Origin of the sequence: Streptomyces sp. CB01881, from assembly GCF_002953255.1 — a bacterium.
In the GTDB taxonomy this organism is placed as follows: Bacteria; Actinomycetota; Actinomycetes; order Streptomycetales; family Streptomycetaceae; genus Kitasatospora.
The window spans coordinates 8082440-8098556 of the sequence record NZ_CP026498.1; the positions used below are offsets into that span (position 1 = coordinate 8082440).

14 protein-coding genes and 1 rRNA gene are annotated in these 16117 nt (G+C 74.9%); 12 read left to right on the forward strand and 3 right to left on the reverse strand.

Features of this window, described 5'->3' with window-relative positions; genetic code table 11:
• The first annotated feature begins 166 nt into the window (after positions 1-166).
• From rrf to C2142_RS25350, 10 genes are all read left to right on the forward strand, one after another.
• Positions 167-283: ribosomal RNA gene (rrf, locus tag C2142_RS25305) — 5S ribosomal RNA — on the forward strand.
• Positions 284-575: 292 nt separating this feature from the next.
• Entirely contained in the window at positions 576-1943 is a 1368-nt protein-coding gene (locus C2142_RS25310; RefSeq protein ID WP_148645076.1) for a histidine kinase, read from the forward strand.
• On the forward strand, positions 1895-2560 hold the full coding sequence (locus C2142_RS25315; RefSeq protein ID WP_148645077.1) for a response regulator transcription factor: 666 nt from the start codon (positions 1895-1897) through the stop codon (positions 2558-2560). Before C2142_RS25310 ends, C2142_RS25315 begins: the two co-directional genes overlap by 49 nt.
• A gap of 242 nt (positions 2561-2802) precedes the next feature.
• Positions 2803-4455 carry a DUF2637 domain-containing protein gene (locus tag C2142_RS25320; protein ID WP_241002775.1) on the forward strand — a complete coding sequence of 551 codons (1653 nt, stop codon included), beginning with the start codon at positions 2803-2805 and terminating at the stop codon, positions 4453-4455.
• Positions 4456-4648: 193 nt separating this feature from the next.
• Entirely contained in the window at positions 4649-5938 is a 1290-nt protein-coding gene (locus tag C2142_RS25325) for an aldolase/citrate lyase family protein (protein ID WP_148645078.1), read from the forward strand.
• 90 nt (positions 5939-6028) lie between these two features.
• Positions 6029-6685, forward strand: a complete 657-nt coding sequence (locus tag C2142_RS25330; RefSeq protein ID WP_148645079.1) for a YigZ family protein — start codon at positions 6029-6031, stop codon at positions 6683-6685.
• 109 nt (positions 6686-6794) lie between these two features.
• Complete coding sequence (locus tag C2142_RS25335; RefSeq protein ID WP_148645080.1) at positions 6795-7109, forward strand: cupin domain-containing protein; 315 nt, start codon at positions 6795-6797, stop codon at positions 7107-7109.
• A 342-nt stretch (positions 7110-7451) separates the two neighbouring features.
• Positions 7452-9215, forward strand: a complete 1764-nt coding sequence (locus C2142_RS25340) for a hypothetical protein (protein WP_148645081.1) — start codon at positions 7452-7454, stop codon at positions 9213-9215.
• 151 nt (positions 9216-9366) lie between these two features.
• Positions 9367-11028: a restriction endonuclease gene (locus C2142_RS25345; RefSeq protein WP_148645082.1), complete on the forward strand. Its 1662-nt coding sequence runs from the start codon at positions 9367-9369 to the stop codon at positions 11026-11028.
• 414 nt (positions 11029-11442) lie between these two features.
• Positions 11443-12231 carry a ZIP family metal transporter gene (locus C2142_RS25350; protein ID WP_346766393.1) on the forward strand — a complete coding sequence of 263 codons (789 nt, stop codon included), beginning with the start codon at positions 11443-11445 and terminating at the stop codon, positions 12229-12231.
• A 113-nt stretch (positions 12232-12344) separates the two neighbouring features.
• Here the strand turns inward: C2142_RS25350 and C2142_RS25355 are convergent, their stop codons facing one another.
• The gene (locus tag C2142_RS25355) at positions 12345-13250 is read right to left on the reverse strand and encodes a LysR family transcriptional regulator (RefSeq protein ID WP_148645083.1); all 906 of its coding nucleotides are present in this window, start codon (positions 13248-13250) and stop codon (positions 12345-12347) included.
• A gap of 105 nt (positions 13251-13355) precedes the next feature.
• On the opposite strand from C2142_RS25355, the gene C2142_RS25360 reads away from it, so the two are divergent.
• Complete coding sequence (locus C2142_RS25360) at positions 13356-14297, forward strand: EamA family transporter (RefSeq protein WP_148645904.1); 942 nt, start codon at positions 13356-13358, stop codon at positions 14295-14297.
• On the opposite strand, the gene C2142_RS25365 is transcribed toward C2142_RS25360, so the two are convergent.
• A complete protein-coding gene (locus tag C2142_RS25365) occupies positions 14188-14835 on the reverse strand; it encodes a MarR family transcriptional regulator (protein WP_206671023.1) in 648 nt (215 codons plus the stop codon). The two genes, C2142_RS25360 and C2142_RS25365, sit on opposite strands and share 110 nt — an antisense overlap.
• A 249-nt stretch (positions 14836-15084) precedes the next feature.
• On the opposite strand from C2142_RS25365, the gene C2142_RS25370 reads away from it, so the two are divergent.
• Positions 15085-15420 (forward strand): DUF2218 domain-containing protein, encoded by a 336-nt coding sequence (locus C2142_RS25370; RefSeq protein ID WP_148645085.1) that lies wholly within the window; start codon positions 15085-15087, stop codon positions 15418-15420.
• On the opposite strand, the gene C2142_RS25375 is transcribed toward C2142_RS25370, so the two are convergent.
• The gene (locus tag C2142_RS25375) at positions 15417-16034 is read right to left on the reverse strand and encodes a phosphatase PAP2 family protein (RefSeq protein WP_162002546.1); all 618 of its coding nucleotides are present in this window, start codon (positions 16032-16034) and stop codon (positions 15417-15419) included. The two genes, C2142_RS25370 and C2142_RS25375, sit on opposite strands and share 4 nt — an antisense overlap.
• Positions 16035-16117 lie beyond the last annotated feature (83 nt).

The following is a 16117-nucleotide window of genomic DNA, read 5'->3' on the forward strand; positions in this document are numbered from 1 at the left end:
AGACGACTGGGTTGATAGGCCGGATATGGAAGCCCCGTGAGGGGTGGAGTTGACCGGTACTAATAGGCCGAGGGCTTGTCCTCAGTTGCTCGCGTCCACTGTGTTGTTCTGAAACAACGACCCCGTGACATGGCCTGTCATGGTGCGGCCGACAGTTTCATAGTGTTTCGGTGGTCATAGCGTGAGGGAAACGCCCGGTTACATTCCGAACCCGGAAGCTAAGCCTCACAGCGCCGATGGTACTGCAGGGGGGACCCTGTGGGAGAGTAGGACGCCGCCGAACGATCATTCACAGAGAACCCCCACCCGGATCCCGGGTGGGGGTTCTCTGCGTTTCCCGGAGTTCCGCATTCCCGGGAGCTCGGCGTTTCCCGGAATCGCGGCCCGGTCCGCCCTCTTCCTCATTCAGCCAGGCATCCAGGCAGGCCCCCGGGGGGTGGTGCTAGGACCACCCCCGGAATGGGGGCGTACGGCCAGTGCCCCCGGTAGGCCGGCTCGGGAACACTGAAGCAGGACGATCGGGACCGGCATCAGGAGCATCCGTGACAACAGCGAGTGGAACGAGTGGCGCGAGCATGCGTGCCCAGACCGAAGCGGCCCTCGTGGAGGGCGGCCGCGCGCTGGTCCGGTTGTCGCTGCTGGCGCTGGGGGCCATCCCGGCCACGGCTCTGCCGTTGTTCACGGCGCTGTTCACCGGTGCCGCGCTCGCCACGTTCCTGGAGTCCGAGGTTCTGGGGATCCTGCTCGCTCTCGTGACGGCGGCCGTCGCAGGCCTCGCGATCGCCGGCCTCTTCGTCCGCCCGGGCGCCGACCGCACCCGCGCGCAGCTCGTCCGCTGGTACGGGATCCGGCTGCCGGCCGAGTACGAGCCCCGGCCGGTGCTGGAGCTGGACGAACGCGGCCACTGGTGGACGGGGTACTCGTACCACCGGTCCCACGCGGTGGCGAAGCTCGCGTTGCTGCTGAACTGGGCGGTGCGGGACAGGACGACGCGGTCGGAAATGACCTGGCTGGTGGTCAGGCCGCTGGCCACGGTGGCGCTGGCGGGACCGGTGGCCGGTCTGGTGCTGGGCGGGACGGGCTACGCGATGGTGGCGTTGGCGGGCGCCGGGCCAGTGGGGGTCGCCGCCGGTCCGTTGCTGTTCTCGGCGGTCCTCGGACTGGCGCTGGCCGTCCTCGGGGTGCTGGTCGCGCCGCTCGCGGTGCGCGCGTACGCCGAGCTGGCGCGCCGGGTGCTGGACCAGGACGGCCGGGCCTCGCGGGCACAGCTGACCAAGCGGGTGGCCGAGCTGACCGAGACCCGGGCGGACGCGGCCGGCAGTCAGGCAGCCGAACTGCGCCGGATCGAGCGGGACTTGCACGACGGCGCGCAGGCTCGCCTGGTGGCGATCGGGATGACCCTCGGCACGATCGAGCACCTGATGGACACCGACGCGGCGGCCGCCCGTGAGCTCCTCTCCGAGGCGCGGCAGTCCTCGGCCCGGGCGTTGCAGGAACTGCGCGACCTGGTCCGCGGCATACACCCGCCGGTGCTCGCCGAGCGTGGACTGGGTGACGCCGTCCGGGCGTTGGCGCTGGACAGCGCGTTGCCGACGGAGGTCTGCGTGAGCCTGCCGGACCGTCCGGCGGCGCCGGTGGAGGCGGCCGTCTACTTCAGCATCTGCGAGTTGCTGGCCAACGCGGCCAAGCACTCGGGCGCGGAGCAGGTCTGGGTGGACATCCTGTACCGGGCCGGGAGGCTGCGGGTCACGGTGACGGACGACGGCGTCGGCGTGGCCGACCCCGCCCGCGGCACCGGCCTTCGCGGGATCGAGCGGCGATTGGGTACCTTCGACGGTGTCCTCGCCATCGACAGCACGTCGGGCGGTCCGACCACCATCACTCTGGAGCTGCCGTGCGAGTTGTCCTCGCCGAGGACCTCTACCTCCTTCGCGAAGGCCTGATCCGGCTGCTGGAAGCGCACGGCTTCACGATCGCCGCTGCGGTCGAGACCGGCCCCGAACTGCTGGACGCCCTGCTGACGCACCGTCCGGACGTCGCCGTGGTGGACGTACGGCTGCCGCCGACGCTCACCGACGAGGGGCTCCAGGCCGCGCTCCAGGCGCGGCGGGAGATCCCGGGCCTGCCGGTGCTGGTGCTGTCGCAGCACGTGCAGCAGCTGTACGCGCGGGAGCTGCTGGCAGACGGCACCGGCGGCGTCGGCTACCTGTTGAAGGACCGGGTGTTCAACGCCGAGCAGTTCATCGACGCGGTCCGCCGGGTGGCCGCCGGCGGGACGGCGATGGACCCGGACGTGATCGCCAAGCTGATGCAGAGCACGGCGCGGCGGCCGGGCCCGCTCCAGCGGCTGTCGCCGCGTGAGCGGGAGGTGCTGGAGCTGATGGCGGAGGGGTGTTCCAACTCGGCGATCGCGGCGCGGCTGGTGGTGAGCGACGGCGCGGTGGCCAAGCACATCGCCAACATCTTCACCAAGCTCGCACTGGTCCCCGCCGACGACGCGAACCGTCGGGTGCTGGCCGTGCTCGCCTATCTCAACGGCACGGTGGAGCGGGCCGGCTGACGCCCCGACCGGCCGCGGGCGCGGGAACGAAGCGGCTGACGTCGCTACCGGGCACGATCGCGGGAACGGATCTGCGGCAGGCAGTGACACCCTGGGCTGCGGGAACGCTGAAACAGGTGTACGAGTAAACTCCGGTGGGCCGAGCCCGGAGGTCGCTGCAGCCGTCCGGCGTCCCGACAAGCGGGAACCGGCAGCCGCGGCAGCGTACGGCCGCAGCCGACATCCAGGGGTTGATAGACGTAATGGCACGCCCATCGCTCACCAAGGCCCATCGGGGCCTGCTCGGGCTGGTCGCGGCCGGAGCCTGCCTCATCTCGGGCATCGGCTTCGCCGGGTCGTACAACGCCGTGCGGGAGCTGGCGACGGAGAAGGGGTTCGGCGCCTTCTCGTACGCCTTCCCGATCGGCGTGGACGCGGGCATCGTGGTCCTGCTCGCCCTCGACCTCGTCCTGACCTGGCTGCGGATCCCGTTCCCGCTCCTGCGGCAGACCGCCTGGCTGCTGACCGTCGCCACCATCGCGTTCAACGCGGCCGCCTCCTGGGGCGATCCGCTCGGGATGGGCATGCACGCGGTCATCCCGGTGCTCTTCGTGGTGGTCGTCGAGGCCTCCCGGCACGCCGTCGGCCGGATCGCCGCGATCACGGTGGACCGGCACATGGAGTCGGTCCGGCTGATGCGCTGGCTGCTCTCCCCGGTGCCGACCTTCCGCCTCTGGCGGAGGATGAAGCTCTGGGAGCTGCGCTCCTACGACGAGGTGGTCCGGCTGGAGCAGAACCGGCTGGTCTACCGGGCGCAGCTGCGGTTCCGGTACGGGCGCGGCTGGCGCCGTTCGGCGCCGATCCAGGCGCTGCTGCCGCTCAAGCTGGCCAAGTACGGGGTGCCGCTCGACCCGGGGGTGCTGGAGCGGCTGGACGACGAGGCGCGCGAGGCCCGCGAACTGCGCGAGGCCAAGGAGCTGGCGGCGGAACGGGCGGCGACTGCGGCGATTCCGCCGGCCGCCGCCGCTGTGGTCGCCCAGCCCGCGGGCGGGCAGTCGTCCCAGGTCCAGGAGCAGTTCGAGTCCCAGCCCCAGGTCCAGCAGTCCCGGAACGGTCAGCCCCAGGCACCGCGGCAGCCCCAGCAGCAGACGCAGCCCGAGGCGGCCCCGCCCGCCGTCGCGCCGGTGCCGGCCGAGGTGGCCGCGCCGATGCTCGCCAAGCTGGCCGCGGTGCGCCTTCGCGCGGCGCAGGAGCCGGCGGGCGCGGAGGAGCAGGCTCCGCCGCAGCCCCGCGAGGAGCTGAACGTCTGGACGGAGCGGCCGGTCCGTACCAGCGGGCCCCAGGGCGACGGCTCGCCCGGCGGCCGCGTCCCCGGCCAGGCCTCGCCGTGGTTCAAGCCGCCGAGGCCGACCACCCCCCAGTCCGAGCCCCAGGCAGCCCCGCAGCCCGGACCGCAGTCCGCCCCGCAGCAGACGGCCCGGGCCGCCGAGCCGGCCGCCCGGTCGGTGGCGCGGCCCGCCGCGCAGGCGGTCCTGCCCGAGCCCGCCCCCGCCCAGGGCGGCGAGCACCCGGACGACGTCGCGTACCAGCAGGACGGCGAGTACCCGCAGCAGGCGGACCGCTCGCCGGAGCCGGTCGCCCCGCAGGCCGCAGGCCGGCCGGCCGAGTCCGGCTACCAGGAGGACGTGGACTCCCGTCCGTCCTCGTCCCGGCTGGACCCGGAGCTCTGCTACGACGCGCTGGTGAGCTACATCGACACCCACGGGAGCCAGCCCGACCCGCAGCGCCTCGCCGACTGGCTGACCAAGGAGTACGGGGTGGCCGGCACGCGACCGGACGGGTCGGTGCACCCGAAGGACGTCGCCGGGTTCTTCCCGGAGCTGAGCGACCGCTACGCCGCCGCCGGGAGGGACTGACCGGCCGGTCCCCACCTGCCTGGCCGCCCCCGCACCGGCCGCCCCCGCACCGGCCGCCCCCGCACCGGCCGCCGACCTGCCCGTCCATCGCTCGGTCGGCCATTGACGCCCGACCACGGCGGGGCTACCTTCGCCTCAACAAACTGTTGAAGCGTTGGTCCGTCATGGACCGGCGAGGTGCGGAGGAGTGCGGATGTCGCAGGTCGAGCTGGACGGTACCGGGCCGACGGGCGGAGCCTCGTTCTCCGGCGAGGCGCGTGCCGCCGTGGACGCGCTGCTCGCCCCGGTCGACGCCGACCTGGCCCGCCGCTACCCGGGCGACTCCGGTACCCGGCAGCCGGTCCACACCGTCTACGTACCGGCCGACGCCTTCGGCGCCGACACCGTCCGCGACTGGGGCCGCCAGGCGCTGGAGGCCTTCGACACCCACGCCGGCACCCCGGCCGAGCTGGCCCGCGCGCTCGGCGTGGCCGACGACGCGCTGCTCGCCGACGTGCACGCCCGGGTCCGGGCCAAGCTGGAGCGGGAGCCGGTCGAGGACCTGCGGATCGACTTCGAGGACGGCTACGGCCCCCGGTCCGACGCCGAGGAGGACGCGGCCGCCGTCCGGGCCGCCGAGCTGGTCGCCGCCGCGGTCGCGGACGGCAGCGCCCCGCCGTACATCGGCATCCGGATCAAGTGCATGGAGGCGGCCGTCCGCGACCGCGGCATCCGCACCCTGGAGCTGTTCCTCGCCACCCTGCTGGCCAACGGCGGTCTGCCCGAGGGTCTGGTGCTCACCCTGCCCAAGGTGACGTACGCCGAGCAGGTCACCGCGCTGGTCCGCCTGCTGGAGGACTTCGAGCGCTCGGCCGGGCTGCCAGCCGGGCGGATCGGCTTCGAGATCCAGATCGAGACCACCCAGGCGATCCTCGGCCCCGACGGCCGGGCCACCGTGTCCCGGATGATCGAGGCCGCCGGGGGCCGGGCGACCGGCCTGCACTACGGGACCTTCGACTACAGCGCCTCGTGCGGGGTCAGCGCCGCCTACCAGAGCATGGACCACCCGGTCGCCGACCACGCCAAGGCGGTGATGCAGGTGGCCGCCGCCGGTACCGGCGTCCGCCTCTCCGACGGCTCGACCAACGTCATCCCGACCGGCTCCACCGCGCAGGTGCACGCCGCGTGGAAGCTCCACCACGACCTGGTCCGCCGCTCGCTGGCCCGCGCCTACTACCAGGGCTGGGACATGCACCCGGCACACCTGCCGACCCGCTACGCCGCCGTCTACTCCTTCTACCGCGAGGGCCTGGAGGCCGCCGCCGCCCGCCTGGCCGCGTACGTCGCCAAGGCCGGCGGCGACGTGATGGACGAGCCGGCGACCGCCCGGGCGCTCAGCGGCTACGTGCTGCGCGGACTGGACTGCGGCGCGGTCGACCTCGCCGAGGTCACCTCGCTGACCGGGCTGGACCGCGCACAGCTGGACGCGCTGGCCGGCCGCTGATCGAGGGTTAGGCTGGCGGGGCCGCCGGGGTACTCCGGCCGGCCCCGCCAGCCTCTTGCCGTCCTCGTCGTCCGGGAGAACCACCGCGCCATGTCCGCCACGCCGGAGCCGACCCCCAGGCAGTACCTCACCATCCGGCGCGCGGGCAGCCACGAGACCGAGATCAAGAAGTCCCGCTTCATCTGCCACCTCGGCCGGGTCTCCGACGAGGAGGAGGCGCAGGCCTTCATCGCGGGCATCCGCAAGCAGTACTGGGACGCCCGGCACAACTGCACCGCCTTCGTGGTCGGCGACGAGCAGCGGCGCGAGCGCTCCAGCGACGACGGGGAGCCCGGGGGCACGGCCGGGGTGCCGATGCTGGAGGTGCTGCGCCGGCGCGGCCTCACCGACACGGTGGCCGTGGTGACCAGGTACTTCGGCGGGATCAAGCTCGGCGCGGGCGGCCTGGTGCGGGCGTACGGGAATGCGGTCTCGGAGGCGGTGGACGCGGTTGGACTGCTGGAGCGGCGGCCGGTGGCGCTACTCACGGTGACGGCGGACCACACCCGGGCCGGGCGGGTGGAGAACGACCTCCGGGCGGCCGGGTACGCGGTGAGCGACCTGGCGTACGAGGCGACGGGGGTGCGGATCGAGGTCGGGGTGCCCGAGCCGGACGTGGCCGAGTTCCACACCTGGCTGGCCGAGGCGACCGGCGGTACCGCGGTTGCGGTCGCGGCGGGGCGGACGTACGTCGAGGTGCCCGTCTGAGGCGGCACGGATTTCGGACAGAGTTTCGGACAGTCCGGTCCCTGCCCGTTTCGGCGCCTGCCGGGCCTGCCTAGCCTGGGCGGACCGCCGACCAGGAAGCCGAACCGAGATGCCCGTCGTCCAGACCATCACGCTGCCCCCCGGGGCCAGCACGGGCTGGCACTACCACCCGGGGCGGGTCGACGTCGTGGTGCTCTCCGGCACCCTGACCCGGACCCTGCACGACGGCCGGGTCGAGGTCAGCTGCGCCGGGGAGTCGCTGGTCGAGGAGGCGGGACCGGTCCACATCCACGTCGGCCGCAACCACGGGAGCGTCCCCGTCGTCCTGATCGCCAGCTACGACACCCCCGAGGGCTGCCCGCTGGCGGTTCCGGTGGCGGTGCCGGAGTGGAGCCGCACCGGTCCTGGGCGTGACGACGGCTGAGCCCGGCGCGGTTGCCCGGCACGACTGCCCGGCACCCTGGCCCGGATCCAGCGCCCGGATCCGGCGCCCTGACCCGGATCCTGCACGACGGCCGGGGTCCGCACGACGGCAGGGCGCCGTACGGTCACTGAGCGCGACGACGGCCGGGCGCGGCCCCAGCAGATGACGGCCCGCGGCGGCGGGAGGCTTGAGCAGATTCACTCGAACGTATAGACGTGACCCGGAGTTGGAACTTCCGCTCCGGGTTGTGGCGTTTCCTGGGCAAGGATCCGGCCGAACCGGACGAACCACCCCATCGATGGAGGACGAGAGACCCCACCACCGCACCACGGAGGTATGCGCATGACCTCAGACCGATCCCCGTCGTCCGCCCGTGCCGATCTGCCCGGCCCGAGAGGCCCCGCGACGCCCTACCGGATGACCGTCACCACCGCGCTCCCGCACGCCTACGCCGTCGCCCTGGCCGACCAGCGCCTCGGTTCCTGGCTGAAACAGGAAGGCTGCGAGGAACCACCGCCGGTGCTCCGCGAGCCCGTCGTCCACGATCCGGATCCCTCCGCACCCGCCCCCGAGCCCGGTCCCGCCGCCCCCGGCGAGCGCCTGCGGCTGGGCGGCCGCATCCTGCTCGACCGCGACGGCGGCCTGCTCCGTGGCGGCCGCGGCACCGGCCGCTACGACCGTCGCCGGCTGCGCACCCCCGCCCCGCACGGAACGCACCAGCTCACCCTCACCATAGCGACCGGGGCCGACGGCCCCACCTGGGTCCGACTGGAGGCCGAGACGCACACCACCGGCAACGGCGTGCGGACACCCTGCCGGGTACCGGTGCCCGAGCTGGCCCGCACCCTGCTGCCGCTGCTCGACGCCGCCGACGGCCCGGCCGCCGTCCAGCTCGCGCCGCGGGTGCTGAGCGCGGCCGACGTCGACGGGCTGATCGACGAGCTCTGCGACCCGGAGCGCCGACTGCCCACCGTGGTGGCCAGCGTCCCGCTCGACCGCGGGCTCGACGCGTGGGTCGCCGAGGTCGTCCGCCCACTCTGCGGGCAACTGCCCGGCCTCGCCACCGCCTACGTGCTGGACCCGGCCGCCCGGACGGAGTTCAACGTCGCACTGGAGTACCACGCCGTGTACGGCGGGGCGGTGCGCACCTATCTGCCCGAGGTCGACCCGGCCTCCCGGCACGACGGCGCCCGGCACCCGGTGCTGGCCCGCCGCCGGATCGAGGATGACGTCCGGCGGGCGGCCGGCCTGCTGGCCCGCGAGCCGCGCCGGCTCGCCGCCGAACAGCCGCTGCCGCCGCCGCTGGCCGCCGTACCGGTGCTGCGGCTGCCCCCGCCCGCACCCCGGGGCGGCACCGGCCCGGACGACGCCGCGGCCCGGGCCGAGCTGGCGGCCCTCGCCCACGAGGAGCAGCAGGACCGGGCCGAACAGCAGGCCAGGGCCGACGAGTTGGAGCGGGCCCGGCGCAGCCTGCGCCTGGAGCGCCGCCGCGGCACCGCCCAGGTCCGCGCCCTGGCCGGCCGTCTCTGCGCCGGCCCCGGAAGCGCGGCCGCACCCGGTCGGACCGGCCGCCGCGCCGGTGCCCCCGTCGCCCCCGGCGCCGCTGCGGCCCCGGGTACCCCGGGCAGCTTCACCGAACTGATGGCCAGGCTGGGGGAGTTCCCGCTGCTCACCTTCACGGGGGACCAGAAGGCGGCACTCGCCCTGGACGAGCTGCAGTGCTCCGGAGCCGGCTGGGCCAGGCTCACCTGGGACGGCCTGACCGCCCTCCAGGAGTACGCCGAGGCCGCCGTTCGCGGCGAGGCCGGCGGCGACTTCAAGCAGTGGTGCGAGCGGACGCCGGCCGGCTGCCACCGCTTCCCGCCCCGCAAGGCGGTACGCGGGGAGTCCCGGACGGTCTTCAGCCACACCAAGTGGAAACGCGAGCGGATGCTGCCGGTGCCGGAGTGTGTCGACGCCTCCCGGCGTGCGTTCATGGGTGCGCACCTGCGGATCGGCGGCGGCCGCACGGCACCGCGGCTGCACTACCTCGACGACTGCTCCGGCAGTGGCCGGATCTATGTCGGCTACATCGGCCTGCACCTGACCAACACCCGGACCAACTGAGAGGCTTGGCTGACCGGTGCGCCCGTTCGGTGGACAATGGCCGGCAGGGTGGGCCGCGGGGTCGCGGGCCGGCCCGGGCAGGTGCCGGACGAGCATGGGGGAACGACCACCGATGCAGTACTCAGCAGACGGACACTCCGACGGTACGGTCATGGCCCCCCAACCCGGCTTCCTGGCCTCGGTCTTCCGCGACCTCGGCGTGGACGTGCCCGAGGACCCTGACGCGCCCTTCACGCCCGACGGGCCCGACGCACCCTTCACGCCCGGGGACCGGAGCGGGTCGGGCGGCCAGGCCGGTCCGCCGGACCCGCTCCGGTCCCCGGGCCAGGCCGGGCCGCCGGACGCCGGCGGGGACGAGGCCGTCGCCGCGCACGCCCGGGCCGCCGCGCTGACCCATCACCGCACGCTCACCGTCCAGGCCGAGCAGAAGCGGCTGGCCGACCTGCTGCGGCGGGCCGCACTGCCCGTTTCGGCCATGGACTTCGAGAGCCAGCTGCGCCGGTACGAGCCGAGGCCCTACCCGGCCGACGGTCCGGCACCGGCGCCCGGCGAGGCCGAGCCCCGCTGGGAGGACTACGTGCCCGCCGAGCCGCCGACGGCCGACCCCGACGAGAGCCCGGCCCGGCGCCTGCTGGACTCCGGCTACCAGCGCGAGCTGGCCCAGGCCCGGCTCACCCACCAGCGTGCGCTGCGGGAGTGGCGCACCCGGCAGGCCGAGGCCGGCAGCCCGGCTGCCGACGAGTCCCGGCGCGTCCACGAACAGGCCGAGCAGGCCCGGGCGCGCGCGGTGCGGGAGTACAACGACAGCCTGGAGGAGTGCCGGCGGGCCTACCGGCTGGCCGAACCGGCGGCGGTGGAGTCACTGCTGGAGCGGGCCCTGGCCGCGGCCGAGACGGCGACCCAGGACCTCCCCGCCCCGTGCCGGGCGGTGTTCCGCCCGCTCACCCGCACCGCCGTCCTCGACCTCGACCTTCCCGCGCTCGACCTGGTGCCCTCGCTGACCGGCTACCGGCTCGGCGCGGACGGCGAGATCCTCCCGGTGCCGCGCCCGCCCGCCGACAGGGCCACCGACTACCTCAGGCTGGTCGCCCGGCTGGCGCTGCGCGCCCTGCAGGCCGCCGATGCCGTCGACACCGACGAGATACTGAGCGGCGTGGTGCTCAACGGCTGGCTGCGCGAGCCCGGGGCGGAGCCGCTCTGCCTGGTGAGCGTGGACGCCGATCGCGATGCCCTGGCCCGCACCAGGCTGCTGCCGCCCGCCGCCCCCTACGAGGAGCACGACGGCGAGGGCGTCTACGCCGACGCCGAGCAGGACGAGGCGCTGGTCCGGCTGCGCCAGCTCGGCGCCGCCGTCACCCCCGACCCGTACGCCCGGGCGGGCGTCGAACCGGCCGCGCTGGCGGGGCCCGCCGTGCCGTCCGCGCCGGACCTCTCGGCGAACGAGTTCGCCCAGCTGGTCCGGGAACTGCTCACCCGGGGCGGGCTGGCGCAGTGGAGCGTACGGCTGCGCGGCCCGGCCGGACTGGTCGCCACCGGCGAGGGGCCGGCCGGCAGTGCGCTGCCCGGGCGCTGGGTGGTCTGGGCCTCCCGCGGCGCCCAGCCGGTGGGGGAGGAGGAGATCCGCACACTGGCGGAGGCGGTCCGCGAGGAGTCCGCCGAGCGCGGCCTGAGACTGACCACCGGCCGGTTCACCGACGAGGCGCTCGACCTCACCGGCGAGGACGGTCACCAGCACATCCACCTGGTCGACGGCGACGGCGTCCGCGAACTTGCCCGCACCCACCTCGGCCTTCCGCTCGCCGCCGGGCACTGACGTGCTGGGCTCTGACGTGCCGGCTTCTGACGTGCCGGGCCGGTGACCGGTCGGCTTCTGACGTGCCGGGCCGGTGACCGGTCGGCCACCGTGCCGGGGCCACTACGGCGTCGGTCGTGCGTCCTCGGTCGTCCGTCCTCGGCCGTCGGCTCTGTCGGCCGCCGAGCCGCCGCCGGGGCCCGGAGGAGCCGCCCGGGGGGAGTGCCGCTCACCCCGACGGCCCGCCCGGCAGGCGTCCGTCCGGACGGCGCGTGAGGCTGGTGGGCGCGGGCGCCAGGCGACCGGGCCCGGCGGGCGGCGGCGCCTCACGGCGGCCGCCCGGCCCAGCCCTCCGGCAGCGGCCGGTGATCGGCCCGGGCGAGGGCGGGACGGGGGTGGCAGCGTGGGCACGGTGCCCGGTACGGGGGAGGCGCGGTGACCGCGATCCTGGTCGCCGCCGGGGCGTTCCTGATGACCCTGATCGGAGGCTACGTCGCCCAGCGCACCGGTGACCGCCGTCATCTGGTGCTGGGTTTCGCGGCCGGGCTGATGCTCGGCGTGGTCGCCTTCGACCTGCTGCCGGAGGCGGTGCGCCAGGCGCCCGAGGAGCTCCACGGAGTGCCGCAGGCCCTGCTGATGTTCGCGGCCGGGTTCCTGGCCATCCACATCGTCGAGCGGGCGGTGGCCATCCACCGCGGCCACGAGGGCGAGTACGCCGAGCACACCCACGGCCACCGGCACGCCCACGGGCACGGACACGGCATGGCGTCCGGCGCCGACAGCGGGGCGCCGGGCATCGGACTGACCGCGGCGCTGGCCCTGGTCGGCCACAGCGTGATGGACGGCTTCGCGATCGGCGCTGCTTTCCAGGCCGGCACCACCGTGGGGACGGTCGTCGCCATCGCCGTGGTCGCGCACGACTTCGCGGACGGCTTCAACACGTACACGATCACCCGACTGTACGGTAACGACCGGCGGCGGGCGCTGACCCTGCTGGCGGCGGACGCGCTCGCGCCGGTGACCGGCGCCGCGATCACCCTGCTGTTCACCATCCCGGAGCGGCTGCTCGGCCTCTACCTCGGCTTCTTCGCCGGGTTCCTGCTCTACCTGGCCACCTCCGACATCCTCCCCGAGGCACACAGCCCGCACCCCTCGCGCACCACACTGCTCTGCACCCTGGTGGGGGTGGCCTTCATGTGGCTGGTGATCGGCCTCGCGGGCTGACGGGCTGACGGGCTGACGGGCCGCGGCGTCCCCGTGCGGGCGACCGTTCACCGGCCCGGGGCCGACCGCCCAGGGGCCGACCCCGCGAGCCGACTGCCCGCGGACCCGGCCGTTCACCCGCCGAGCGCGGCCCACCGGGTGCGCATCGCGGCCAGCGCGGCGGTGATCGCCGGGCGCCGGGAGGTCTGGGTGCGCCAGAGTGCGAACACCCGGCGGGAGGGCTCCGGCACGACCGGCCGGGCGACCACCTCCGGTGGCAGCGCGCCCCGTCCCAACCGCGGCACCAGGCCGACGCCGAGCCCGGCCGCGATCAGCGCGATCTGCGTCTCGAACTCGCCGACCTGGTAACGCACCTCGGGCTCCTCGCCGGCCTCCCGCAGCGTCCGCACCAGCCAGTCGTGGCAGATGTTGCCCGGCGGCACGCTGATCCACCGCAGCCCGCACAGCCGTCCCACCGGCACCACGGCCAGCGCGGCCAGCGGGTGGGCGGCCGGCAGCAGCAGGTCCACCGGGTCCGTGCCGAGCTCCAGCCGGGAGAGACCCTCCTGCACCGGCAGCGGTACGGTCGGCCAGTCCTGGACGAGTGCCAGGTCCACCTCGCCCCGGGCCACCAGCTCGGCGGCCGGGTACGGGTCGCTCTCCAGCAGCCGGACGTCCAGCTCGGGGCAGCGCTCGCGCAGGTCGGCGAGCGTGCCCGGCATCAGCCCCCGGGCGCCGGTGGCGAAGGCCGCCACCAGGAGCCGCCCGACCGCCCGGCCGCGCTGCTCCTCCAACCGGACCTCGGCCTGTTCCACCAGGCCCAGCACCGCCTGCGCGGTCGCGGCCAGTTCGCGCGCGGCGTCCGTCAGCACCACGCCCCGGCCCTGTCGTTCCAGCAGCACCGTCCGGGTCTCGCGCTCCAGCTTGGCGATCTGCTGCGACACCGCCGACGGGGTGAACCCGAGCGAGGCGGCGGCCCCGCCCACCGAACCGTGCACGGCGACCGCGTGCAGCGCCCGCAGGCGCCCCAGATCCATCATGCAGTAATGCTAAAGCGTGGCCTTCAGTATTCATCGCTGGTGCTACATGGTTGGTGGCGGCATCCTCGACCCATGACCGCAGCACCGGCCGCCACCCGCGGCAGCATGAGACCGCGTCACATCGCCCTGGCCGTCCTGGTGGCCGCCGTGTGGGGCCTCAACTTCGTGCTCATCCACATCGGCCTGCAGAACTTCCCGCCGCTGCTCTTCTGCGCGCTGCGCTTCGCGGTGGTCGCCGTCCCGGCGGTCTTCTTCGTCGGGCCGCCCCGGGTGGCCTGGCGATGGGTGCTCGCGGTCGGATTCGTGCTCGGGGTGGTCAAGTTCGGGCTGCTCTTCCTCGGCATGCACGCCGGGATGCCCGCCGGGCTCTCCTCGCTGGTCCTCCAGGGCCAGGCGGTCTTCACCGCACTGTTCGCCGCCGTGCTGTTGGGCGAGCGACCCGGCGGGCAGCGGCTGGCCGGGCTGGCCGTGGCCTTCGCCGGCATCGGGCTGACCGCCCTCGACCACGGTCTCGGCGGCCCGGTCAGCGCGTTCGTCCTGGTCGTCCTGGCCGCCGTGGCCTGGGGGCTGTCGAACGTGCTGACCCGCAAGGCCGCCCCGCCGGACGCGCTGCGCTGGATGGTCTGGGTCAGCGCCGTCCCGCCGCTGCCGCTGCTCGGGCTCTCCCTGCTGGTCGAGGGGCCGGCCGCCGACCTGAAGGCGCTGCGTGAGATCACTCCGGCCGGGCTCGGCGCGATCGGGTACGTCGGGCTGGTCTCCACCCTGTTCGGCTTCGTCGCCTGGAGCTTCCTGCTGCGCGGCTACGACGCCGGCGCCGTGGCGCCCTACTCCCTGCTGGTGCCGGTGTTCGGGATGTCCTCGGCCTGGCTGCTGCTCGGCGAGAGGATCAGCCCGCCGGCCGGCTGCGCCGCACTGCTGGTGATCGCCGGGATCGGGATCACTGCGCTGCGCCCGGGGGCGCTGTCCGGCGCGGCGGCGTGGCGGCCGCGTACGCGGCCTCGGCGGAGCGCAGCACCCGCAGCAGCACGTCCTGCTCGGCGGGGCTGACCGGACCGAAGTACTCCTGCGCCACCTCGTGCCGGACCAGCCCGATCCGCTCCACCGCCGAACGGCCGGCCTCGGTCAGCACGATCCGCACCGCGCGCCGGTCGGCCGGGTCCGGGGTGCGCTCGACCAGGCCCGCCTCCTCCAGCGCGTCGACCACGGTGGTGGCCGAGCGCGGGGCGATGTGCAGCCGGTCCGCGAGGTCGCTCAGCCGCATGGCCCGGTCCGGCAGCTCGCAGCCGGGGGCGTGCGCGAGGGTACGCAGCGCGCGGCCCTGGCCGGGGGTGATGCCGTAGGGCTCCAGCCGCTCGCTGGTGCGGCGGCGGATCCGCTTGATCGCCCGGGTCATCGCGTCGGCGAGCTCGGCGGCGGTGTCCAGGGCGCCGGTGTCCGGGGCGCCGGAGTTCGGGGGAGCGGCGTCCTGGGGTGTGGAGTCCTGGGGCGTGGAGTCCGGAGGAGCGGAGTCCTGAGCAGTGGCACCGCCGGGCGCGTCCGGGGCCGGGGAGGGGCTCGCCGCGTCGTCGGTCGGCGTCGTGGTCATGGGCGGCTCTCCTCGGCAGGTGTTCGACCAAGGGTATCGGCCGGTCCGGGAGGCGGAAGGCGGCGAGGAGCGTCCGTCGGACCGTCCGTCGGACCGGACGTCGGGCGGGCCTGGGGCCGGGCATCGGGCCCGGTGCGGAGCCGGATCCCGGCGGGCGCCGGAAATATGTTGAGTAAAGCTCAGCATCTGGGTTAGCGTAGCCACAAGTGAGGGCACCCTAAGTTCCCTCCGTCGACCCCTGGAGGGCACGTGCCCCGCTCCGAAGCCCGCGTCGCCACCGACCGCCCCGCCCGCTACGCCAAGCAGCTCGCCGCCCACATGGGCCGCAAGATCGACGCCCACTGGTCCGACGAGACCGGCCGCGGCACCCTCACCTTCGGCGCCGGAACCGCCACCCTGGAGGCCGCGCCCGACGCCCTGCTGCTCGCCGTCGAGGGCGAGACCGAGAACCTGCCCGGCCTGGAGGACGTCGTCGGCCGTCACCTCGTCCGCTTCGGCGCCCGCGACGAGCTGGTCGTCCAGTGGCACCGCGACAACGGTGAGGCCGGCCACGTCCACCGCAACGACGAGCCCACCGAGGGCTAGGAGTTCCGCCCCCGGGGTCTGCGCGGCGGCAGCCACCGGGCGAACGCCCAGAGCACCAGGCCGCCCAGGCACCAGCTGGCCACCACGTCCAGCAGCCAGTGGTAGTCGCTCCACACCAGCCCGAGGCCGACACCGGCCACCAGCAGCGCGGCCGCCGCGTACAGCCGGCGGCGGGCCGCGGCGCCCACCGTACGGGCGAGCAGCAGCACGGCCACGCCGTACGAGAGGGTCGCGGTCGCCGTGTGCCCGGACGGGTACCAGCCCCACTGGTCCGGCGCCAGCGGCACCCCGAACGGGCCCGGGCGGGCGAACCAGGCCTTCGCCGGGACGACCAGCAGCGGGATCAGCCCGGCCGTCAGCACCGTGGTCACCACCGGCCGCCACCAGCGCGGCGCCCCGGCCCGGCGGGACCGCCACCCGGCCAGCGCCCCGCCGGCCAGCAGCGTCGGGATCGCCGGGACCGAACTGCCGAGGTCCGAGAGCGCCTTGCCGAGATGGTTGAGCAGCGTGCTGTGCAGCTCGTGCCGGCTCTCCCGGACGGTGTGCCGGGTCCACCGGTCCAGACCCAGCAGCGGCCCGTCGACGGCCACCTGCCAGGAGACCAGTACCAGCACCCCGCCCAGCAGGACCGGCAGCGCGGCGGAGGCGGCGAACCGCCCGAGAACGCGAAGCGGCCGCCCCGGAGCAGGGGGGAGAG

What these genes read in the sequence shown, in the direction of transcription:
- C2142_RS25355 (WP_148645083.1), bottom strand. Translation starts at nt 13,250, where the DNA reads ATGATGGATCTGGGGCGCCTGCGGGCGCTGCACGCGGTCGCCGTGCAC.
- C2142_RS25335 (WP_148645080.1), top strand. Translation starts at nt 6,795, where the DNA reads ATGCCCGTCGTCCAGACCATCACGCTGCCCCCCGGGGCCAGCACGGGC.
- C2142_RS25310 (WP_148645076.1), top strand. Translation starts at nt 576, where the DNA reads ATGCGTGCCCAGACCGAAGCGGCCCTCGTGGAGGGCGGCCGCGCGCTG.
- C2142_RS25340 (WP_148645081.1), top strand. Translation starts at nt 7,452, where the DNA reads ATGACCTCAGACCGATCCCCGTCGTCCGCCCGTGCCGATCTGCCCGGC.
- C2142_RS25330 (WP_148645079.1), top strand. Translation starts at nt 6,029, where the DNA reads ATGTCCGCCACGCCGGAGCCGACCCCCAGGCAGTACCTCACCATCCGG.
- C2142_RS25345 (WP_148645082.1), top strand. Translation starts at nt 9,367, where the DNA reads ATGGCCCCCCAACCCGGCTTCCTGGCCTCGGTCTTCCGCGACCTCGGC.
- C2142_RS25325 (WP_148645078.1), top strand. Translation starts at nt 4,649, where the DNA reads ATGTCGCAGGTCGAGCTGGACGGTACCGGGCCGACGGGCGGAGCCTCG.
- C2142_RS25365 (WP_206671023.1), bottom strand. Translation starts at nt 14,835, where the DNA reads ATGACCACGACGCCGACCGACGACGCGGCGAGCCCCTCCCCGGCCCCG.
- C2142_RS25360 (WP_148645904.1), top strand. Translation starts at nt 13,356, where the DNA reads ATGAGACCGCGTCACATCGCCCTGGCCGTCCTGGTGGCCGCCGTGTGG.
- C2142_RS25320 (WP_241002775.1), top strand. Translation starts at nt 2,803, where the DNA reads ATGGCACGCCCATCGCTCACCAAGGCCCATCGGGGCCTGCTCGGGCTG.